We start from the raw sequence: 19,819 nt of genomic DNA on the forward strand, positions 1-19,819 counted from the left end.
TTGCCCAGCCTGCTTCAATTTCATGTCCATCTAAGACCCCAGAATTACTATGCCCATCGGCTATCTTGCTCTTGTTCTCCATGCCCACCTGCCCTTCGTGCGGCATCCTGAAAGTGACTACGTTCTGGAAGAAGAGTGGCTGTTTGAAGCCATCACCGAAACCTACATTCCTCTGCTGCACGTATTTGAAGGCTTAAAGCGGGACGGCATTGACTTCAAGATCACCATGAGCATGACACCGCCTTTGGTGTCGATGCTGCGCGATCCGCTACTGCAAGAGCGCTACGATGACCACTTAGCGAAACTGGAAGAACTCGTTGAACTAGAAGTTGAGCATAATGCGAATAACGGTCATATTCGCTATCTTGCCGAACATTACGTTCATGAATTTAGCGAGATTCGTCAAACCTGGGAACGCTATGACGGCGACTTGGTAACGGCGTTTAAGCAATTTTTAGATAGTAATAACCTGGAGATCATCACCTGCGGCGCAACGCACGGCTACCTGCCGCTGATGAAGATGTATCCTCAGGCAGTCTGGGCACAAATTCAGGTCGCAGTAGAACACTACGAGCAAAACTTTGGGCGTCCTCCTAAAGGGATTTGGTTGCCGGAATGCGCCTATTATGAAGGGTTAGAGCGGATGCTCGCTGATGCGGGATTGCGCTACTTCCTGACGGATGGACATGGTATTCTCTACGCCCGTCCCCGTCCCCGCTTTGGCTCTTATGCGCCTATCTTTACAGAAACCGGAGTTGCTGCCTTTGGTCGAGATCACGAGTCTTCGCAACAGGTGTGGTCTTCGGAAGTAGGCTATCCCGGTGCGGCGGAATATCGGGAATTTTACAAAGATTTGGGCTGGGAAGCGGAATACGAATACATTAAGCCCTACATCATGCCCAACGGTCAGCGGAAGAATACGGGCATCAAATATCACAAGATTACTGGGCGCGGTTTAGGGTTGGGCGATAAGCAACTTTATGACCCTTATTGGGCGCGGGAAAAGGCTGCTGAACACGCTGCTAACTTTACCTATAACCGAGAGCGGCAAGTTGAGCATTTGCACCACATTATGCAGCGTCCGCCAATCATTGTTTCGCCTTACGATGCGGAATTGTTTGGTCACTGGTGGTACGAAGGTCCTTGGTTTATCGATTATCTGTTCCGCAAGTCTTGGTATGACCAAGGCACGTATCGGATGACGCATTTGGCTGATTATTTACAAGAGAATCCTACGCAGCAAGTCTGCCGTCCTTCTCAGTCGAGTTGGGGTTATAAAGGCTTCCACGAGTATTGGCTGAATGAAACGAACGCATGGATTTACCCGCACTTGCATAAGGCAGCAGAGCGGATGATCGAGCTGGCGCGGCGGGAACCAGCGGATGAGCTGGAGTGGAAAGCGCTCAATCAAGCGGCGCGGGAAGTGCTGCTGGCACAATCTTCTGACTGGGCGTTTATTATGCGAACCGGAACGATGGTGCCTTATGCGGTGAGAAGAACGCGATCGCACTTGATGCGCTTCCACAAACTCTACGACGAAATCAAAGATGGCAAAATCGACAGCGGTTGGCTAGAAAAAGTCGAGGAAATTGACAACATCTTCCCCAAAATCAACTATCGCGTCTATCGACCTCTTTAATCCAATTAAAAATTACCAGGGGCTGCCGACTAAGGTAAAGGCAGCCCAATAGTAGGGGTGCGATAGATTCACGTTCTGAATTCCTGCCAGTTCTGGCGGCAGGGATATCTCCCCTCTGGAACTGTGCAACTGACCATCTTGCAAGCGTACCTTCCCTTGCACCATCCCTATCTGAGCTTGCCTGAGCGCCTCTGCTTTAATCGGCGCAGTTTTCAGTTGCCGATAAAACTCTGTCATCAGCGCTAAGGTTCCTTCATCGCTAACAGACCACAAACTGGCGATCGCAGACTTCGCTCCAGAGTTAACGGCTAACCCCGCAAAGCCTAATTCTGCTTGTTTATCGCCGAGAGCAGTTCTACAAGCACTCAGGACTAACAGTTCCACGGGTGGAGAGTTCCACCGTAATTGCCGCATCTTATCCAATGTTAGTTTCGCGTCCCATAACTGAACGTAGGAGTTGCTCGGGTCTCCCGGCTCGAAGAAAGCATGAGTCGCCAAGTGAATAATTTTATAAGGTTCTGAGGCGCGTTGCGATTGCAGATTCGCCAGGGTGAATTGTTGGTTTAAGAAGAATTTACCCTGCCATAGCTTTTGCGCGATCGCAGATAACTCTACTGGCACCGCAGGCAAGGGAGTTTGCTCCTTGAATTTGGACGCACCCATCGCCAGAACTTGCGAATTCTTCAGAGAGACATAGAGGGTATCCGTCAGTTTGAAGGCAGGAATACGCCCAATATTATACTTTTCCACCAGAAACTTTTGCCCATCATGGAAAGCTGCCAGCGGTATAGTCCGCAGACCAGCACCCACACAAAAGATTAGCGTGTCTATCTTATTTGTTTTTAAATCTGCCTCCAGTGGTGCAACGATCCACTGATATAACTGCTGCGCTGCTGGCAGGTAGCGGGTACTATTCCGATGTCTGGGATCTACGATATTTTCTCTAAACTTTGCCGCTTCTTTGAGCAGGACTTCACTCTTCGCTTCCGAGATGCGCTTGTGAATCGGTTGATTCCCCGGAGTAATCAACACCAGTTCTAGTTGTTTTGCTCTAGGCACTACATAAATTAGAGCAGGCTTTTGACCCGTTTGAACCGCGATTTTGCCTAGAGTATCGGCGACATCCTTTGCTGTAATTGACTCGTCGGAGAAATTGAGCCGAAAGTAATCTTCATATTGTTTTTCCCACGTTTGCTCAATTTGGGGCACTATCTCCGTTAAATTTTCTCGGTCGAAAGCATTGTCTAATTTGGTGGGGGTAGCAGCTTGTGCCAGAAGAATCTTCCCTTCCGCACCAGATACGGTGGCAGTAGTATTGGGTGCTGGAATGATTGCTTGTGCCTGTACCCGTTCTGTGCTGATTCCCACCAGGTGTAGTACTGCTAGCAACAAGCTAACACTACTCACGATTGATTTCATAGCGGCCTCGCTAATTTTGAGATGACTGGAAGATTAAGCTTAAGCGATGCACTTCACGAGTAGATATAGATAGTGTTAGCGCATATTTTTTCGAGTAACAGCAAAGACAGCCAAAGTTCTACTATTTGGGAGCATTTCAATTGTAAAAATTTACATAGAAGGGGTTCTATCCTCTCTTTAAGCATCGGAAATAGGATTTCTCCCTTCCCTTCTCTCTCTATTCCCTCGTTTTCCGGAGAGAAGATAAGAAATATAGCAACATCTGAGTTGCGTAGATGCCACTCTCCGGGACACGGCAATACCGTATCCCTAGCTCATTCCAGCCTAAGTTTGAAAAAAACTGGTAAATTCTTAATCTATCGCCGAACAATTTGGTGCAATTGTTCCACTTCATCTAAGATTTTATCCATTCCGGCTTCGGCAATGCATTTGACGTAGTTAATTTTGATTTCTTCTAACATATCTACAAGTAAAGATTCGATTTCCTTAAAGTTGTCTTTTTTCTGTAATTCCACCTCTAAAGCTTTTCCAAAGTTATCAATTAACCGAGTCGTTAATTCTGTCCCGACTGGATCTTCAACTGCTTTCAGGGCGTTGCTGTAAGCAGTTTGAGATAAATTTTTAGCGAGATTTTCACTAATCTGGCTAGGTAAACGGCTCAAACCCGGAATATTTTGGAATTGCTGAAAAACCGGAAATTGATTGAGACTACTTTCTAGACTGTGATGTACTAAAGCTTCTAAATCAGGCTGAATTTTGGGGAGAACATTATGGACACTGAGGTTAATCAGGCGGGTTGCGATCGCTTGCACCTCATTAGTGTTATTGATATTAATATAGGGGCGGCTATTCCCCGGATGAAACAGCCTGCGTGCGAGATCGCCGCGTTGAATCGCTCCTTGCATTTGGTTAATTACCTGTATCCCCATAATTTCAGTCAATTCTTCAGCGAAGTTAGCTACAAAATCATGGTTAATTTGCTGCCGTACAGGCTCAAAATTTAGTAATTCAGATTGATAGAGGCGAACCATTACCGGAATGACTCGCAGCCACCGCCACAAGGGTAGCAGCAAAAACAGGTCATACCATCGCCGCAGCATTCCCTGTAGCCAGCTAAAGTTAGGATATTGGCGTCTGATATAGAAAGTGCGAACCAAAAATTCTAGAGCGAATAAAATTGTAAACGGTAAGTCAAGCAACCAAAATTCATCAAAAAATTTTCCATTGATTCCCAAACTGCGATAGTAGTTAGTCTGAATCAGAGGGCGAGTTTCTGTATTAAAGAAGTTGAGTTCTTGCTGCCAACCGGCTTGGGAAAGATAAGCTTGACTCCAAAATTGATTAAAGGCTTGATGGGCAGATTCTTTCCCCACGCGATCGCGCACTTGATTCTTAATTTTTTCTAAAGCACCGCTTTTCTTCGCCAGCGCAAATGGATTATCTTCAATCATTTCATTACTGCGGCTACGCAAGTCCTGTAGCAAGCTTTCTACCTCTGCTGACTCTAGCCCAGTCTGCATCACTTGCTGTTCCAGTTCGTTCACCCGATTGAGATAAGCTTGTGTTTCTCGATGCGGTTCAATTCCTTTAATTGGATCGTACACCTGAATGAGACTGGAAATTTCCCGAAGGTAGAAATCACGCCAGGGTATATAACTGAGATCAAACAACACAAAAGCAAAGTTGATCGTGGCAATGATTGCCATCAATCTCTCAAACCAGCGGTGGCGGACGGGAGGCTTTCTGATAGCGAGTTTTGATTCCATAAGTCTGTCAGATGAGTCTATTCCTTAAAAAAGTATGGAATTCTCTGGAAAAACTCGCAATCTATACTAAGCAAGTTGACGAATCGGTAATATGGCTGCAACCAGGCAAGACCAATCCGGTTCGCCAGATTTTATTTTACTTAGAATTCCTCATAAATCCATGATGATTAGGGGATTAGGGGAAACGGCAACCATCGTGCTAAAAAAGAAAATTGTGATAATGCAGTGGTAGTGTACGGGAAGGATTGTTCGCAGGAAGGTCTATGCCGAAACGCTCCTGCTTTTGGGAATTCCTGTTTTCGACACAGCCAAATTCAGTGGCTGAGAAGAGGCGGAAGTGACAATCATCACAAACCTGGACAAAAGTTGTCACATTTGGGCAACCCTTTCATCACAAGTCTCCATTAATCAATCGCTAATATTGGAGACATCTGCAATTTTTCAGTCAGATATAAGTGAGGAGAAGGCTATGAAAATTATCTTAACAATTCGGTGGTTAGTTCAAATAATTGTTTTGCAATTTATTACTTTGTGCGTGGCATCCATACTGCTGCTTTGGTTTGCCAGATCCGGCTGGTAATCGGTATCCTGCTATAACTCTGTCAGCGAGTCTAGAATGGGCTTAGTAAGGATTTCCTTTTGCCAAATATGGGCACCACTCTAGGCACACTTTTAGTTTTCTTTTTCGTTCTAGCAGCTTCTGGACTTAAACTAGATCGAGAATACGAACGCGGCGTCATCTTTCGACTGGGTAGAACAAAGGGCGTTATGGGGCCAGGGATGTATTGGATTATTCCCTGGATCGATCAAAAAATGCAGATCGATGTCCGCACAAAAACAGTGAATATCGAACCCCAAGAAACCGTTACAGCGGACAGCGTTACGATTAAAGTGAATGCTGTTCTGTATTACCGAATTCTTGACCCGTCAAAGGCGATCAATCGGGTTGAAGATTACAATATGGCGGTTTACCAAATCGCCTTGACGACTTTACGGAATGTGGTTGGTCAAAATATCCTGGATGATGTTTTACAAAGCCGGGATAAAATTAACACCAAAGTCCAAGAAATAGTCGATGAAATCACAGAACCTTGGGGGATTGTGATTGAACGGGTGGAAATGAAAGACGTGGAAATTCCCCTGGCGATGCAACGGGCAATGGCAAAAGAAGCGGAAGCTATTCGAGAAAAACGAGCCAGGCTCATTAAAGCAGCGGCAGAACAGGAAGCTTCAATTAAGTTAGCCGAAGCTTCTCAAATGATTATGAAAAACCCCGCTGTATTAGAGCTGCGACGCCTACAAATGCTGACAGAAATTGGGGCGGAAAATAATACGACGACGGTGATTATGATGCCGTCCGATATCATTCAAGCGGCAAAGAATTTGACCGCAGGAATCTCGAATGGTAATCAAGCCGAGGTACGTCCGTTTCAACCAGAGGTAATTTTTACCGAGAAGCCAGTTCAGGATGACGCCCTCTAAGCCCTGTCATTAGCTGCAAAGCAAAGGTCTTAACGGGGCGAATTCGCCGCAGCATCCATAAACCCAAGCGGCGAATTGCTACCACTGGCAACCAATTATTAGAAAACATCCGATCTAAGAAATCGGTAAAGCCTAAAATTGTTAGGTTTTCTTGTTTACGCCAGCGTTCGTAGCGTTTAAGTACCTGTAAATCCCCGATATCTTCACCTAAATTATGGGCAGATTTTAAAACTTGGGCGATCGCTGCTGCGTCCCGAATCCCCAAATTCATGCCTTGTCCCGCCACTGGATGGCAACAATGGGCAGCATCACCAATCAAGGCGAGTCGAGGAAGCGTGTAGCGATCGCTTTGCATCAATTGCACCGGGAAAACATAGCGATCGCCTTCTAGTTCTAGACGCCCCAACAGTCCAGCAGTGCGTCGTTCCAGTTCCGCCAAAAACTCTTTTTCGTCAATTTCCTTCAAAGCTTTCGCTTCTGTATGCGGGGCAGTCCAAACAACTTGGCAGCGGTTCCCCGGTAGCGGTAGAACCCCCATCGGGCCACTAGGCCAAAAGCGTTCGTAGGCGATATTCTGGTGGGGTTTTTCTGGTTTAATCGTTGCCACCACACAGGATTGCCAGTAATGCCAGCCTTGGGTGCGGATACCAGCGGCTTCGCGGATGGGCGATCGCGCCCCATCCGCCGCTACCAGCAAGCGCGTTCTGATTTTGGATGTTTGCTTCCCCTGATCGCCCCCGCTGTTTGAGGGGGGATTGGGGGGGATCTCCGAGGCTTGAGAAGATTGAATTTTAGAGTGGGGGATCTCCCCTCTGACAGCAATTTCGATCTCTACCGCGTCAGCTTGATAGTCTGCACTTACCACTTCCGCCGGACACAACCAAGACACATTCGGGCAATCTCTCAAGCTATCCTGCAAAGCCGTCAGCAGCACCCGATGTTCCGCCCCATACCCTAGCCTTTCTGTCCCTAAATCTTGGGGAGAAAATTGCACGATGCCAGGATAATCGGCGTCAGATAAGCGAATTTGTTGAAATGCATTGATTTGAGGCAGTATTTTATCCCAAACCCCCATACCCTCGAAAATGCGCCCCGACATGAGGGAGATGGCATAAGCGCGTCCGATGGCAACAGCAGCAGACTGGGGCGATCGCTCAATTAACGCTACCCGCAGCCCAGAATCTTTTAAGGCACAAGCGAGAGTTGCCCCAATAATTCCACCGCCCACAATTGCTAAGTCGTAGTCAAAGCCTTGTGGAGCTGCCGATGTCTGCGGCGACGAAATTGTTTGAACGGTCTGTTCCAGCGCCATTGTTAACAAAATTAGTCAAAACAATAAGAATATTTACTATTGTGACGCGAACAGATAGAGCAATCAAGTTGAGAAGCGCGATGTCTAGTAAACAACCGAATCCCCAGGCTCTTTCCTTGCCCTTGGTGGCTGGGGATTCGGTTTTTGGACGCCAACAAGTATTGGGTTAGGGAGAGGACAACACACCGATGCTCTGGATGCAGTTTGGTAGAATAAAAAATTACCCCACTAATTGCAAAACAATTAGTGGGGGATGCATAACGAGGAAGCTTGCTAAAGGTTAGGCATCTGAAGAAGCTTCCTCTTTCTTATTAGCGGTCTCTAGAAGAGATGTTTTGAAAATCGGTGCAATGTTTAAGACTGATTTCATACTCTCAAAGGGCACAACTTCAGACTACTTAGCACCCATTTCGATTACAGCACTGCGGGTGAAATTAATCCGCTCTTCAAAGTCCAGTTGCTTGATTTGAGCAACAAAATCGTTGGTTTCTTCGGGCAGTTGATAGTCAGAAGGCACCGTAATGATTTCACCTTTGTCCATGCCTTGTGCTAACCGGAGCCACACATCCAGCTTAGAGCTAGAACTTACAGCTTTATAGGCACGGCTAATATCAGTATCGGCTCGTGAAGCGATGTCGCGTTGCGCCTGTAGCTGTTCTTCCTTGGGCATTGCCAGGATTGCATGGTATAAGGCGGCAGCTTCTTCTTGGGCAGAAGTGGCATTTGCTGGTGTCAGTTGGTCTTTGATGTCGAGGTAGCCGAACCACAGGATGGCAAGCTGAGTATCTACATCAAAGCCCTGAAACTTTTGTAAGGCTTGTTTGCTGGTGTCGTTGGTAGTAAATGTCATTTATGCATCTCCGATTGTTTTGCTTTAATGACAGCTCAGGGAAGTGAGCCGCTGAAACAAGTTCGTTTTGCCTCAATATTAAGATTTAATAAGCTGGCGACCGGAGATTAACCTCGCTTAAGACAGAGATAGCGATCGCGCCTGAAGACGGATGTAGAGACACGCGATCGCTCTTAAGGCAGGGAAAACAGAATTCCCATCAATTAGCCATTCACTAAACTCAGAGACATCAGCTCATCCGCCATCTCGAAGTTAGCGGTAACGTTTTGCACATCATCGAGTCCTTCTAGGGTGTCAATCAATTTGAGGAGCGATCGCGCCTGCTGTGAATCGCCAACTCCCACCGTATTGTTAGGAATCCAGCGCAGTTCCACCTCGGTGACTTTAAAGCCTTTCTCCTTTAAGGTTCGCTCTAGGTTCTCCAAATTTGCCACAGAGGTAAACACGTCGGCTCCCTCCGTATCCTCCTCCTGTGTCAGTTCGTAGGACTCAGCGCCCCCTTCCAGGGACGCCTCCAATAGCTCCTCTTCGTCAACCACGCCTTGCAGGATACAGACACCTTTCTGCTCAAACATCCACGAGACGCAGCCTGTTTCACCGAGATTACCGCCATTTTTGCTAAAAGCTGCTCTCAAATCAGCAGCGGTACGATTGCGATTATCGGTGAGCGCTTCCACCAAAATTGCCACGCCGCCGGAACCATAACCTTCGTAGCGAATTTCTTCTAGCTGAGCGCCATCTGCACCCCAAGTCCCCGCACCTTTTGCGATCGCTCGTTCAATATTCTCATTCGGAATCCCAGCCGCCTTCGCCTTATCAATCGCCGTGCGGAGTTGAAAATTACCTGCTGGGTCTGGTATACCACTGCGAGCTGCCACAATAATCGCGCGAGCTAGCTGGGTGAAGGTTTTGCCCTTCACTGCATCCACTCTCGCCTTCTGACGCTTAATATTTGCCCACTTACTATGTCCAGCCATAGACTGAAATTATTTATACGATCGTCCAAACATAGGATAAACAAAAATCAACCGTACTTCATACCAAGCCTATCCGCTTAGGAGGATGCCTGAAAAGTCATAATCGAGACGCTTAAACGGTAGAGATCCCCCTAAATCTCCCGATAAATTGGGGGTCTTTGAGAAACTTATCCCTTCTTTTTAAGGGGGACTGGGAGGATAAAATCAACTTTTGACACTTCTCAGACATCCTCTTAATCTTGTTTCTATACCCTGCGTAGCCAATAGCTAAAGCTTTACTTTAAATCAATCAAGCAGATGTTTTAGTTTAAGCAAGAAAATTATAAGTGTAAAAAATATTTGCAAAAACCAATTGTTTTTAAGCAAAAAGATGGCTTTTAGTCGCTGATGATGAGTATTTTAAAGCTGTTTCGGTTCAAAATTGGGCATTCAATTATGTCAGTTGGATTTAACGGGTCTAGTAATTTTTTCCAAAAACTGTGGATTTTTTTGAGCCGGGGGTTGCTATTAAGCATTGTTCTGTTAGGATTGGCAGGATGTCAGCTACAGTCGGGGCGTTCGGAAGCCGCGGATGTCATCCGACTGACGTTGTGGCAAGGGGTGAATCCGCCGCCGAATCGGGATGTGTTGCAGTCGCTGGTAGACAAGTTCAACCAGGCGCATCCGAAGATTCAGGTGGAATCCCTTTATGTGGGACAAGCGGATCAGCAGTTACCAAAAATTTTGGCAGCGGTAGTGGGAAATGCGCCGCCGGATTTGTTGTGGTTTAACGCAACGCTGACGGGTCAGTTAGTAGAATTGGATGCGATCGCGCCTATGGAAAATTGGCTGGCGCAATCCCCCGTCCGCGACGAAATTGACCCCGCGTTGTTTGAATCAATGCAGTACGCGGGTCATACTTGGTCGGTGCCGTTTGGGACGAATAATGTCGGAGTTTTTTATCGTCCCAGTTTGTTTAAAGCCGCGGGAATAACCGAGTTGCCCAAAACTTGGGACGAATTGCGGCAAGTTGCTCGTACTTTAACCCGCGATACAAATAGCGACAAGCGCATCGACCAACACGGGATGTTTTTGCCCTTAGGAAAGGGAGAATTTGCAGTATTCCTTTGGTTGCCATTTATGTGGAGTGGCGGCGGTGAGTTGGGAAATGCTCAAGGGCAAGAAGCTTCTGCGATCGCTTTAGCCAACAATCAAGGCGCGATCGCTGCTCTTCAATTTTGGCGCAATTTAATTGAAGATGGCTCAACCATTTTGTCTCTACCAGAAAGAGGCTATGAGACAGATAACTTCCTTGCTGGAAAGGTCGCAATGCAACTAACTGGCCCTTGGACGCTGGGGCAACTGAAAGCCACCGGCGTTGATTTTGGCGTTTTCCCTATCCCAGCGCAAAAAGAACAAGCTACGGCGACGGGGGGCGAGAATCTGTTTATTTTAAAAACAACCCCAGACCGAGAAAAAGCGGCATGGACGTTTGCTGAATATGTTGCGGGAGAGGAATTTCAGACCGAATGGGCACTCGGTACCGGCTACCTACCCGTAAATCTGAAGGCGCGGCAAAGTGCCAAATATCAAGCCTTTGTCGCCGAACAACCGGCGGTGAAAGTGTTTTTAGAGCAGGCAAAGTATGGGCGATCGCGTCCTATCTTCACGGGTTATAATCGGGTTTCCGAAAATGTCGGCAGAGCGCTGGAATCTGTCTTACTCGGCAAAAGTTCGCCCCAGGAAGCACTCAAAAACGCCCAGCAGCGGCTAGATTTGATTTTTAAGTAATTTAAACGCTTTCGGTACAGCAAATTTGTAAAGACGCCAAAGTATCCCCTCTTGGCAATCCGAAAGCGTTTCCCATTATTGACACTGGCTACAATCTAGCAGCACAGACGGCGGCTCCAATCAGTCCCACTCGCGGATTTAGCACAATATGCACCGGCATTCTTTCGAGTAACGGACTCACGCGACCTTTGTTCAGAAAGGCATGGAGGAAACTGCCTTCTTGAATCAACGGCAGAATTTTGGCGGCGATGCCACCAGCAACGTAAAGACCGCCATAAGGTAATAGTTTGATGGCAAGATTCCCGGCTTCGGCACCGTAAGCTTCCACGAAGATTTGCATCGTTTGTTCGCACAAGCGATCGCGCTTTTCCAAAGCAGCTTTACCAATAATCGCAGCGGGATCGATCGTCTTGTCTTTCTGCCCGATCTCTTGTTCCCAGTTTCTAATCATCTGCCCAATTTCTGACGATTCCTCAGCAATTTTCCGATCTCTTAGGAACTGGTAAATTGAGACGATGCCTAGACCGGAAACCACTCGCTCGACTGAAATTCGCTGAATATTGTGCTTATCGAGCAGATATTTCAACAGCTGAAATTCTAACTCCGAGCGAGGTGCAAAGTCAGCGTGTCCGCCTTCCGAGGGGAAAACTTTATGGGCGTTGGATGCTAAGCGGATTAAAAACCCTTGTCCTAAGCCGGTACCCGCACCAATCACGCCAATCGGGGCGTCTTCCTGATGCTTGCCAGCTTGCAAAGTGTACAAGTCTGATCCAGTTAAACCCAAGACACCATAGCCAACTGCGGCGAAATCGTTGATTAAACCAACCGCAGCGATTCCCAGTTGTTGCTCCAGCCGTTTGCTATCAAGCGACCAAGATAGATTTGTCAGGATAGAGGTGTTGTTGACAACAGGACCCGCGATCGCAAAACAAGCTTTTTCCGGTTTCGGTGTCTCGCCGAGTTGTCCAGCCGCCGCCGTCAAAAACTGCCGCACCATTGGCACCAAATCGGGAAAATTGCCACTGGGGAAAATCTCCTCATACAGAGTCTGCAATAATTCCCCAGAATCAGACGCTTCTACCAAGCGCAGAATCGTCTTAGTACCCCCGATATCCCCTGCTAATAACAATCCCATGACCTTAATTAAACCGGATGACTTTTTCAGTTTGACTCAAGTGAGAAACATCTCCATTGAGTTCCATCACCCATTCTTCACCATCGCGCACCAGCTTAACCAAACAACACAGCGCCGCGTTTACTTCAGTTTCGGCTGTACCCCCCCGGATACCGAGAGTTGCACCCAGCACTGATGCACCGTGACCCACCAATAAGATATCTTCGGAAAACTCAGATGCAAGGCGTCTTGCGACTTCCCCAGAGCGTTCCATTACTTCTTCCCCAGTTTCGGGATAATTCGCGATTACGCGAGAAGTGTAACTGAGGTCAATTTGGGGAAATTGCTCGTGTAATGCTTCCATTGACAATCTTTCAGGCATCGCTGGCATCCAGTGAGGATTTAACCATTCGCTTAAGCCAGACTCAAGTTTAATTGGTAAATTCAGCACTTGTGCAACTTGGTGCGCCGTTTGTACCGTTCGCAGGAAGGGCGAGGCAAAAATATGGGCAATCTTTTCTCCCTTCAGGCGCTGCGCGAGTTGTTTGGCTTGTTCCACGCCGTCCTCAGACAGGGGTGGATCGTAGGGACGTTCGGCGGTTAAGAACCAGTCGGGGTTCACGAAGTCGAGGCGGTTGGCGTGTCTTGCAATCCAGACGGTTTGGGTCATGGGTTTAGGGGATAATGAGCAAAGAGCAAGCCGGATACGATTTCACCTAAAGGTCGCCGCCAATCAATTGTTGGAAGTGGCAGCTGGCTCCAGACGCGAACTGACAAGTCAGCGCTTCGCTATCGCTAGCTCGTCTTCTATAATCTAAAATCCAAAATGGTAGAAAGCGATGGCGATCGCAGCCTCTTGAGCAAGCTGCCAATTTAATATACTCTGCAAAATCAATCTCAGTCGTTTCTCCCAAGTTTTCCAAGCGGAATAGACAGACCGGATTCTCCTCAAACTGCGATTACCAGGTTTTCTGGCACTTTGCGCCCAGAAAGTCATCCTTTTGCTTAAGAAAATCCCTATTTTTCGGCTTTTCGCTCTCAGACCTGGTGCAATAATGTAATACCGCGATCGCGTCCCTCACTGATGAGAGCAATTGCTCAATTGGAGTTGCTAACGCTTCGTAATACTTTTTCCTGGAGACCAAGGTGCCGCGAGCATCGTCCTACCCCCACCTATCAATGTCGCTGAGTGTCAGTAAGCATCTGCAAGATTTTTCTCATTTTGTTTCTCAAGATGCAATTATCCGATGGATTCGTGGGTACCCTTTTACTAGCTGATGTTGAAGGAAACGGCACGGGAACCCCCCTCTTGGGATAGACACAGCTCCTTTCAGAAAGGTTACAATAGTTTACAATTGCGATCGCTTTAAATTATCGCTCTGATTCAAGACTCAGCGCTATGAAAACTGCTCAGACCTCTACAGATACCGTCCGTGCTTACTTGCGAGAAATTGGGCGCGTTCCCCTGCTTACTCACGAGCAGGAAATCCTTTATGGAAAACAAGTACAGCGCTTAGCCACCTTGCAGGAAGTAAAAAATTCACTCTTGTTGCAGTTAGGACACGAGCCAACCGACGAGGCGTGGGCTTCTTCAACTGGGTTGTCAGAGAAAGAGTTACAGCAGGCGATCGCAGTGGGTGAAATCGCCAAGCGCAAGATGGTCGAAGCCAACTTGCGGCTCGTCGTCTCGGTTGCCAAAAAGTACATCAAACGTAACGTAGACCTCTTGGACTTGATCCAGGAAGGCACAATGGGAATGCAACGGGGCGTCGAAAAATTTGATCCCACCAAAGGCTACCGATTTTCCACTTATGCTTATTGGTGGATTCGGCAGGCGATTACTCGCGCGATCGCAGAAAAAGGACGCACCATTCGCCTCCCCATTCACATCACCGAAAAACTCAACAAAATTAAGAAAGCTCAGCGCCAACTTGCTCAAAACCTGGGACGAGCTGCTACAGTCGGCGAACTCGCCGCCGAACTAGAATTGACCCCCAAGCAAGTTCGGGAGTACCTAGAGCGGGCGCGTCAGCCCCTTTCTTTGGATCTGCGTGTCGGAGATAATCAGGATACAGAACTGGTAGAACTACTGGAAGACACCGGCCCTTCCCCAGAAGACTTCGCAACTCAATCTTCCCTCCAAGTTGACTTAGAAAAACTAATGTCAGACTTAACGCCTCAACAACGCGAGGTATTAGCGCTGCGGTTTGGTTTAGCCGATGGACAAGCCATGACGTTGGCAAAAATTGGCGAACTTCTCAACATCAGTCGGGAACGAGTACGGCAAATCGAACGGGAAGCCCTCTCCAAGCTTCGCAAGCGCAAAGCCGATATGCGGGAATATATTGCGGCTAGCTAATTGAGGAGTCAGGATTGAGGAGTTAGGACTGAGGACTGAGGGCTGAGGACTGAGGAGTCAGGGATTAGGAGTCAGGGATTAGGAGTCAGGGCTGAGGAGTTAGGGCTGAGGACTGAGGACTGAGTAGCCAGTTTTAAGTTTTGAGTATGAACTTTCTCAGCACTTAATAAAGGTAAAAGAATCCGCCGTTTAAAGTTCGGTTCTGCCCACTGTGACCCCGGAAGGAGCCTGCTAAATTAAGGGTATTAGAAGGATTTACAACTCTCGGAGCTAGTTTCCGAGTCGATCGATAGAACAAGTATTGAGCAGCGATCTACCCTGGTACAAGGATTTGAGAGTAGCTGCCTCTAGAAAGTACGGAGAAACAAAGTGAACAACCCGTCAAATCGAGTCTCAGAGTTCTTTGAAGGTGAGTCGGAAGGCGGCAACTTGCTTTGGCAATACGTCCAATCCATGAGTCCAGAGACGATTACTCAGCTTTCCAAACCCGCGTCTCAGGAAGTATTTCAGGTGATGGAACGCAATATTGTTGGGCTGTTGGGGCACCTACCACCAGAACATTTTGGTGTAACGATCACCACCAATCGTGAAAACTTAGGGCGTATGCTGGCTTCGGCGATGATTAGCGGCTATTTCTTGCGGAACGCCGAACAAAGAATGACCTTTGAAAATGCCTTGACAGGTGCTACTGAAGTCAATGTATCTGATGCTGAATAGGCAAATTGAGCGGCATCAGCGCCAGTTCCGATGATTGTACTGCAATTGCAGCAACAAAGCGGCTCGGCAGACTGGGAAGTCAGTCTGCCGAGTTCTGCTATTTTGGAGTTTAGGCGATCGCTTCTAGCCTGGTACTCCCAAAACGGTCGAGACCTCCCCTGGCGTCACCACGCCGACCCCTACGCCATCTGGGTATCGGAAATCATGCTCCAGCAGACCCAGGTAAAAACAGTTATTCCTTACTACCAGCGGTGGTTAGCCCAATTTCCCACAATTGAAACCCTCGCCGCTGCTGACTTGCAGCAAGTCCTCAAAGCTTGGCAGGGACTCGGTTACTACGCCCGTGCCCGTAATCTGCACAAAGCCTCTCAGGAAATTATCCAGCGTCACAACGGAATTTTTCCCACCCACCTATCAGACGTTTTAGCTTTATCCGGGATTGGACGCACCACCGCCGGAGGCATCCTCAGCGCCGCCTTCAATCAACCCGTGGCGATTCTAGATGGCAACGTCAAGCGGGTTTTAGCGCGGCTGGTAGCATTGCCAATGCCACCAACAAAAGCAACAAAACCGCTCTGGCAGCTCTCAGAGAGCCTCCTCGACCCCGAACAGCCCAGAGATTTTAATCAGGCGCTGATGGATTTGGGAGCCACTATCTGCACTCCCCACAACCCAGCCTGCAACAGATGTCCCTGGATGTCCCACTGTCGTGCATACAATTTGAATATTCAGTCAACTTTACCCATGCGCGAAACCTCCTCCCCCATCCCCCACAAAAACATTGGCGTTGCCGTTATCTGGAACGAGCAGAAAGAAATTCTTATCGATCGTAGACCCCAGAACGGTCTTCTGGGCGGTCTTTGGGAATTCCCTGGCGGCAAATTAGAGCCTGGTGAAACCGTCGAGGAATGCATTAAAAGAGAAATTCAGGAGGAATTGGGCATTGAAATTGAAGTGGGCAAACATCTCATCACCATTGACCACACCTATACCCACTTCCGCGTCACCCTCAACGTCCATCACTGTCGCCACCTCACAGGCATTCCCCAACCGATCGAATCCGATGAAATCCGCTGGGTGACACTGGACGAAATCGATCAGTTTCCCTTTCCCAAAGCGAACATCCAAATTATCGATGCCCTGCGGCAGGCTTAGAATTTTCTAATTCGATTTACGAACCGCAAAGACGCAAAGGACGCAAAGGACGCAAAGAAAAGAGGGAATAGTGCGATCGCACTCAATCTTTTTTATAAAATTTTTAGTATCATTCTGACTTCCAGACGACTTTACGCTGGCGGTAAGATTAAAGCCAAGGCACGATTTAGAATCTCTTTTTTATTAATGAGTTGTTCTAATTCTTCTGGCTCATAACGTCCTTCTTCTACCTCTAGGGAAGCCTCATCAATAGCATTCAAGTAGGCTTCTTCTACAATCGCTAACGATCCTTGGATGTCACCCTTTAGCAGTAATTCTTTCAGGTCTAATAGTTCTTCCATAACAGCTGATTTAATCCTCAGTTGTTTCTATTGAATTTTGAAGCGATCGCTCATCTGCTTGAGCGTGGCAACGTTCCAGCTTTTCACTCACCTTAATAGTTCTTGGATGCTCTGTCCCTAAGCATCCCTCAAAAATCTCTAAGGATTGGTTGTAAAAGGTGTCAGCCTCATCATATCGCTCTTGAAATTCGCAGAGCTAAGCTAGGTGGTTGAGGGTTTTAGCTACATCAGGATGCTTCTCTCCATCCAGGCGTTTCCGCATTTCCAATGCTTGCTTGTATAACGGTTCGGCTTTCTCATCACCTTCAAAGGTAAAGCAACCGAACTAAAGTCAAAGCGATCGCCCTCTTAACCCGCGAAGGCGGGTTTCGTTTGTATAGCCACGATTTCTAATCGCCGGGGCTTCTGAGACCACCCAACCAACTTCGTACAATAAAGAAGCAACTCGCGCTAGCCATTCTTGATTGTGAAGCAAGCCTCAAGCGGTTCCGCCCCTAACTTTCAGCCTTGTCAGATTGTTTGTTTAGACCATGAAAATACTCGCCTGTACGCTGACGTGATACAAGTTGTCGATTCACGGCAGATATGTTGGGTGCGTCCTTTGATGCTTACTATCGTTTCAGACGATAATGCCAACGTGTTACCAACGCTGTACGATTTGCGTCAGGGTGCCGATTTAGTATGGCCTGTAACGTTGTTTCGACCAGCACTGGATACCGAGGTGATTCCCCTGTTAATGCAACTAGACGCCCCAGATGCAACAGCAGACGCCTCTGAGGCCCATCGGCAACTCAGTTGGTTTGTCCGCCAAGTTTGGCAAGCCAATCAGAGTGATTTTCAGGCTTCGTAGCGAATTTCAGCATCTCTGATGCGTTGAATCGCTTCGTGCATCCGTTCATCTGCCACGGTGAGAGCAATCCGAAAAAAGCTTTCCCCAGCAGCACCAGACCCGTTTCCAGGGGGCACGATCGGACCGCATTTCTCCAGTAACAGGGTGACAAATTCCGTTGAAGTATAACCTTTGGGAACGGGTACCCAAATATAGAAGGTTGCTTTGGGAGGCTCAATAGGCCATCCTAAAGATTGCAATCCTTCGACGATGATATTACGACGGTTTGGGTAAACTGACATCACCGCTTGGCGTTCTTCTTGTGAGGTTTCATAGGCAGCGATCGCTGCTCGTTGAATTGCCTTAAAAATGCCAGAATCTACATTGGTTTTAACTTGTCCCAGTCCCTTAATTTCGGTAGGATTCCCCACAACAAAACCAACCCACCCGGCGGTCATCTTGTAAGACTTAGATAAACTTTGAAATTCTATATTTAAGCCAGCGACACCAAAGCGGCGTTCCATCCAATCCGCAGCAGCTTTGCGGTATTCTTTAGTTCTCCAATCGGGGGGATAGTTAAGAGTCGAAGGCTCGTCAATCGCCTCATGCATCGCCTGGACAATATATGCTGGCGTCGGGCGGTCTGGATCGCCAGCTCCACTGTTGATGATGTCCACCCTTTGGCGACCGTTTCATGCTGCTTGCGATTAATCTTGGCAAAAAGGTAGGACGGGGTCTTTTCTAAACGTTTGGCAAACTGCACGACGATTTAACAACTGAAAAAAAGAGCAAGTGCAAACAATTAGACAGTTGACCGCCAGGTGAGTCAAACGGATGAGAGATTGGTTTAGAAAGATTCCAACGGCACAAATATTGTCTCGTGCCATCGACTAAATCTGCCTTAAATTTTTAATGTCTTTTATGCACTTGGTACCAGTTGAATTCGACCGGCATCCATCTCTGACATGAGTAATTCCAGTGCCTCATAATCAACGTCAGAAATGTGACCCATTCTGGTCAATTCATAGTTTATTTCGTTCTCTATATCTGGAGTTAATTTCTTAATATAGAGAGCTTTTTCTACCAGTTGACGAATCGCGTATGTAGTTCTCATAAAAACCGATAGAACTCCGCATTTAAAAATTATCGTTTGAATATATAGATGAACCAGTGATCTAAAGCTAGACTGTAAAGTGATCTAAATCACTGTGAGTTTCACTGCAATTGCCGCTGATTTTTTAAATAATTTCCGACAACTCCATGAAGCTTCGGAGTTGATGCTTTATAGCAATAATATTATCGTTGATGAGTTTTAATCGTGTGAAGAATAGCCGCAGATGTCCGTTTGAAGACCTAAGCCCCTGCCTTGCAGAAATGCGCTTCGCATAGGATTATACAAAGAATACATCTGTCTTTGGTTAGATGCAGCGATTGTAAAAGATGGATAGAAGAATTTTCTTAATATAGAACTTCTAGAAAGTCCGTATTAGAGAACACGTTCTCAGGCAATCTTATTGAAAACTTTATATAAAAGGAGGTAACTAATGAAGATTTAGCAAATTACCTAAAAGGGGGTAGGCAATATCATATTTACCGTTTATTGTCGAAGCTATTACACAAATTTTTGTTTAGAGTTGAAACAGGATATTGTCATGCAAAATACGCTAGTTCGCCCCAACGTTGCAGTTATTCGCCCCCAAGGTCATATCAATGCATCGAATGCGGTTGAGTTCCAAGGTCAACTGACAGCAGCTGTTTCTTCACCCGATCAATCCATTGTGCTAGTTGATATGGCGCAAGTAGAGTTCCTCGATAGTGCTGGCTTGATGGCGTTTGTTTCGGCTCACCGTTTAGCACACAGTCTAGGACGGCGGTTTAGCCTCTCTTCAGTGTCGCCCTCCATTCGGATGATTTTTGAACTGGCTCAACTTGACGGAGTCTTTGAAATTTTAGAAAGTCCTGCCGCCTTGGAAGCAAACATTGGGGTATAGGAACAAGGAAATACTTCTAAAGGAAAAACTGAGAGGTTGAGCGCTGTTGCTGAGTGCTAATCCTGAATTGGTGCTAGGGTTGAATCTGAGGCACTGGA

Annotated in this window: 17 protein-coding genes and 2 pseudogenes; 8 read left to right on the top strand and 11 right to left on the bottom strand. The window is 47.2% G+C overall.

The genetic code is table 11. From position 1 onward, the window contains the following. The first annotated feature begins 49 nt into the window (after window positions 1–49). On the top strand, window positions 50–1,639 hold the full coding sequence (locus H6F52_RS19465) for a glycoside hydrolase family 57 protein (protein ID WP_190536467.1): 1,590 nt from the start codon (window positions 50–52) through the stop codon (window positions 1,637–1,639). Window positions 1,640–1,651: 12 nt separating this feature from the next. Here H6F52_RS19465 and H6F52_RS19470 read toward each other — a convergent pair whose 3' ends face one another. Continuing rightward, window positions 1,652–3,058 carry a CHAT domain-containing protein gene (locus tag H6F52_RS19470; protein ID WP_190536468.1) on the bottom strand — a complete coding sequence of 469 codons (1,407 nt, stop codon included), beginning with the start codon at window positions 3,056–3,058 and terminating at the stop codon, window positions 1,652–1,654. Window positions 3,059–3,414: 356 nt separating this feature from the next. Continuing rightward, window positions 3,415–4,824, bottom strand: coding sequence for a hypothetical protein (locus H6F52_RS19475; protein ID WP_190536469.1), 1,410 nt, complete (start codon window positions 4,822–4,824; stop codon window positions 3,415–3,417). Between the two features lie 648 nt (window positions 4,825–5,472). On the opposite strand from H6F52_RS19475, the gene H6F52_RS19480 reads away from it, so the two are divergent. Then, window positions 5,473–6,306, top strand: a complete 834-nt coding sequence (locus H6F52_RS19480) for a slipin family protein (protein ID WP_190536470.1) — start codon at window positions 5,473–5,475, stop codon at window positions 6,304–6,306. Here the strand turns inward: H6F52_RS19480 and H6F52_RS19485 are convergent. The 3 genes from H6F52_RS19485 to H6F52_RS19495 form a co-directional block, all read right to left on the bottom strand. Further along, entirely contained in the window at window positions 6,272–7,618 is a 1,347-nt protein-coding gene (locus H6F52_RS19485) for an FAD-dependent hydroxylase (protein WP_190536471.1), read from the bottom strand. The genes H6F52_RS19480 and H6F52_RS19485 overlap by 35 nt on opposite strands. A 394-nt stretch (window positions 7,619–8,012) precedes the next feature. After that, a complete protein-coding gene (locus H6F52_RS19490; protein ID WP_190412172.1) occupies window positions 8,013–8,468 on the bottom strand; it encodes an orange carotenoid protein N-terminal domain-containing protein in 456 nt (151 codons plus the stop codon). Between the two features lie 203 nt (window positions 8,469–8,671). Then, the gene (locus tag H6F52_RS19495; protein WP_190536472.1) at window positions 8,672–9,445 is read right to left on the bottom strand and encodes a YebC/PmpR family DNA-binding transcriptional regulator; all 774 of its coding nucleotides are present in this window, start codon (window positions 9,443–9,445) and stop codon (window positions 8,672–8,674) included. 435 nt (window positions 9,446–9,880) lie between these two features. Here H6F52_RS19495 and H6F52_RS19500 point away from each other — a divergent pair, with 435 nt between their 5' ends. Further along, entirely contained in the window at window positions 9,881–11,215 is a 1,335-nt protein-coding gene (locus H6F52_RS19500; RefSeq protein WP_190536473.1) for an ABC transporter substrate-binding protein, read from the top strand. A gap of 88 nt (window positions 11,216–11,303) precedes the next feature. On the opposite strand, the gene H6F52_RS19505 is transcribed toward H6F52_RS19500, so the two are convergent. Next, complete coding sequence (locus H6F52_RS19505; RefSeq protein WP_190536474.1) at window positions 11,304–12,350, bottom strand: glucokinase; 1,047 nt, start codon at window positions 12,348–12,350, stop codon at window positions 11,304–11,306. A gap of 4 nt (window positions 12,351–12,354) precedes the next feature. Next, entirely contained in the window at window positions 12,355–12,999 is a 645-nt protein-coding gene (locus H6F52_RS19510) for a histidine phosphatase family protein (protein ID WP_190412168.1), read from the bottom strand. Between the two features lie 729 nt (window positions 13,000–13,728). Here H6F52_RS19510 and H6F52_RS19515 point away from each other — a divergent pair. The 3 genes from H6F52_RS19515 (at window position 13,729) to mutY (ending at window position 16,560) form a co-directional block, all read left to right on the top strand. Further along, window positions 13,729–14,688, top strand: coding sequence for an RNA polymerase sigma factor, RpoD/SigA family (locus H6F52_RS19515; RefSeq protein ID WP_190412167.1), 960 nt, complete (start codon window positions 13,729–13,731; stop codon window positions 14,686–14,688). A 369-nt stretch (window positions 14,689–15,057) separates the two neighbouring features. Continuing rightward, window positions 15,058–15,405: a DUF760 domain-containing protein gene (locus H6F52_RS19520; RefSeq protein WP_190412166.1), complete on the top strand. Its 348-nt coding sequence runs from the start codon at window positions 15,058–15,060 to the stop codon at window positions 15,403–15,405. Window positions 15,406–15,435: 30 nt separating this feature from the next. Then, window positions 15,436–16,560 (top strand): A/G-specific adenine glycosylase, encoded by a 1,125-nt coding sequence (mutY, locus tag H6F52_RS19525; protein WP_190536475.1) that lies wholly within the window; start codon window positions 15,436–15,438, stop codon window positions 16,558–16,560. Between the two features lie 131 nt (window positions 16,561–16,691). Here the strand turns inward: mutY and H6F52_RS19530 are convergent, their stop codons facing one another. Both H6F52_RS19530 and H6F52_RS26515 read right to left on the bottom strand, forming a co-directional pair. Then, entirely contained in the window at window positions 16,692–16,901 is a 210-nt protein-coding gene (locus tag H6F52_RS19530) for a hypothetical protein (RefSeq protein WP_190412164.1), read from the bottom strand. 10 nt (window positions 16,902–16,911) lie between these two features. Continuing rightward, window positions 16,912–17,079 (bottom strand): annotated as a pseudogene (locus H6F52_RS26515) (tetratricopeptide repeat protein); the annotation flags it as partial. A 288-nt stretch (window positions 17,080–17,367) separates the two neighbouring features. Between H6F52_RS26515 and H6F52_RS19540 the strand changes: the two are divergent. Beyond that, complete coding sequence (locus H6F52_RS19540) at window positions 17,368–17,751, top strand: hypothetical protein (protein WP_190412162.1); 384 nt, start codon at window positions 17,368–17,370, stop codon at window positions 17,749–17,751. Here H6F52_RS19540 and H6F52_RS19545 read toward each other — a convergent pair. Both H6F52_RS19545 and H6F52_RS19550 read right to left on the bottom strand, forming a co-directional pair. Next, window positions 17,739–18,493 (bottom strand): annotated as a pseudogene (locus H6F52_RS19545) (aminotransferase class I/II-fold pyridoxal phosphate-dependent enzyme). The gene H6F52_RS19540 and the pseudogene H6F52_RS19545 sit on opposite strands and share 13 nt — an antisense overlap. Window positions 18,494–18,649: 156 nt before the next feature. Further along, window positions 18,650–18,844, bottom strand: coding sequence for a hypothetical protein (locus H6F52_RS19550; protein ID WP_190412161.1), 195 nt, complete (start codon window positions 18,842–18,844; stop codon window positions 18,650–18,652). A gap of 538 nt (window positions 18,845–19,382) precedes the next feature. Between H6F52_RS19550 and H6F52_RS19555 the strand changes: the two genes are divergently transcribed. Next, window positions 19,383–19,721 (top strand): STAS domain-containing protein, encoded by a 339-nt coding sequence (locus tag H6F52_RS19555; protein ID WP_190429570.1) that lies wholly within the window; start codon window positions 19,383–19,385, stop codon window positions 19,719–19,721. Window positions 19,722–19,819 lie beyond the last annotated feature (98 nt).

Source organism: Coleofasciculus sp. FACHB-542, from assembly GCF_014695825.1.
In the GTDB taxonomy this organism is placed as follows: Bacteria; Cyanobacteriota; Cyanobacteriia; order Cyanobacteriales; family FACHB-T130; genus FACHB-T130.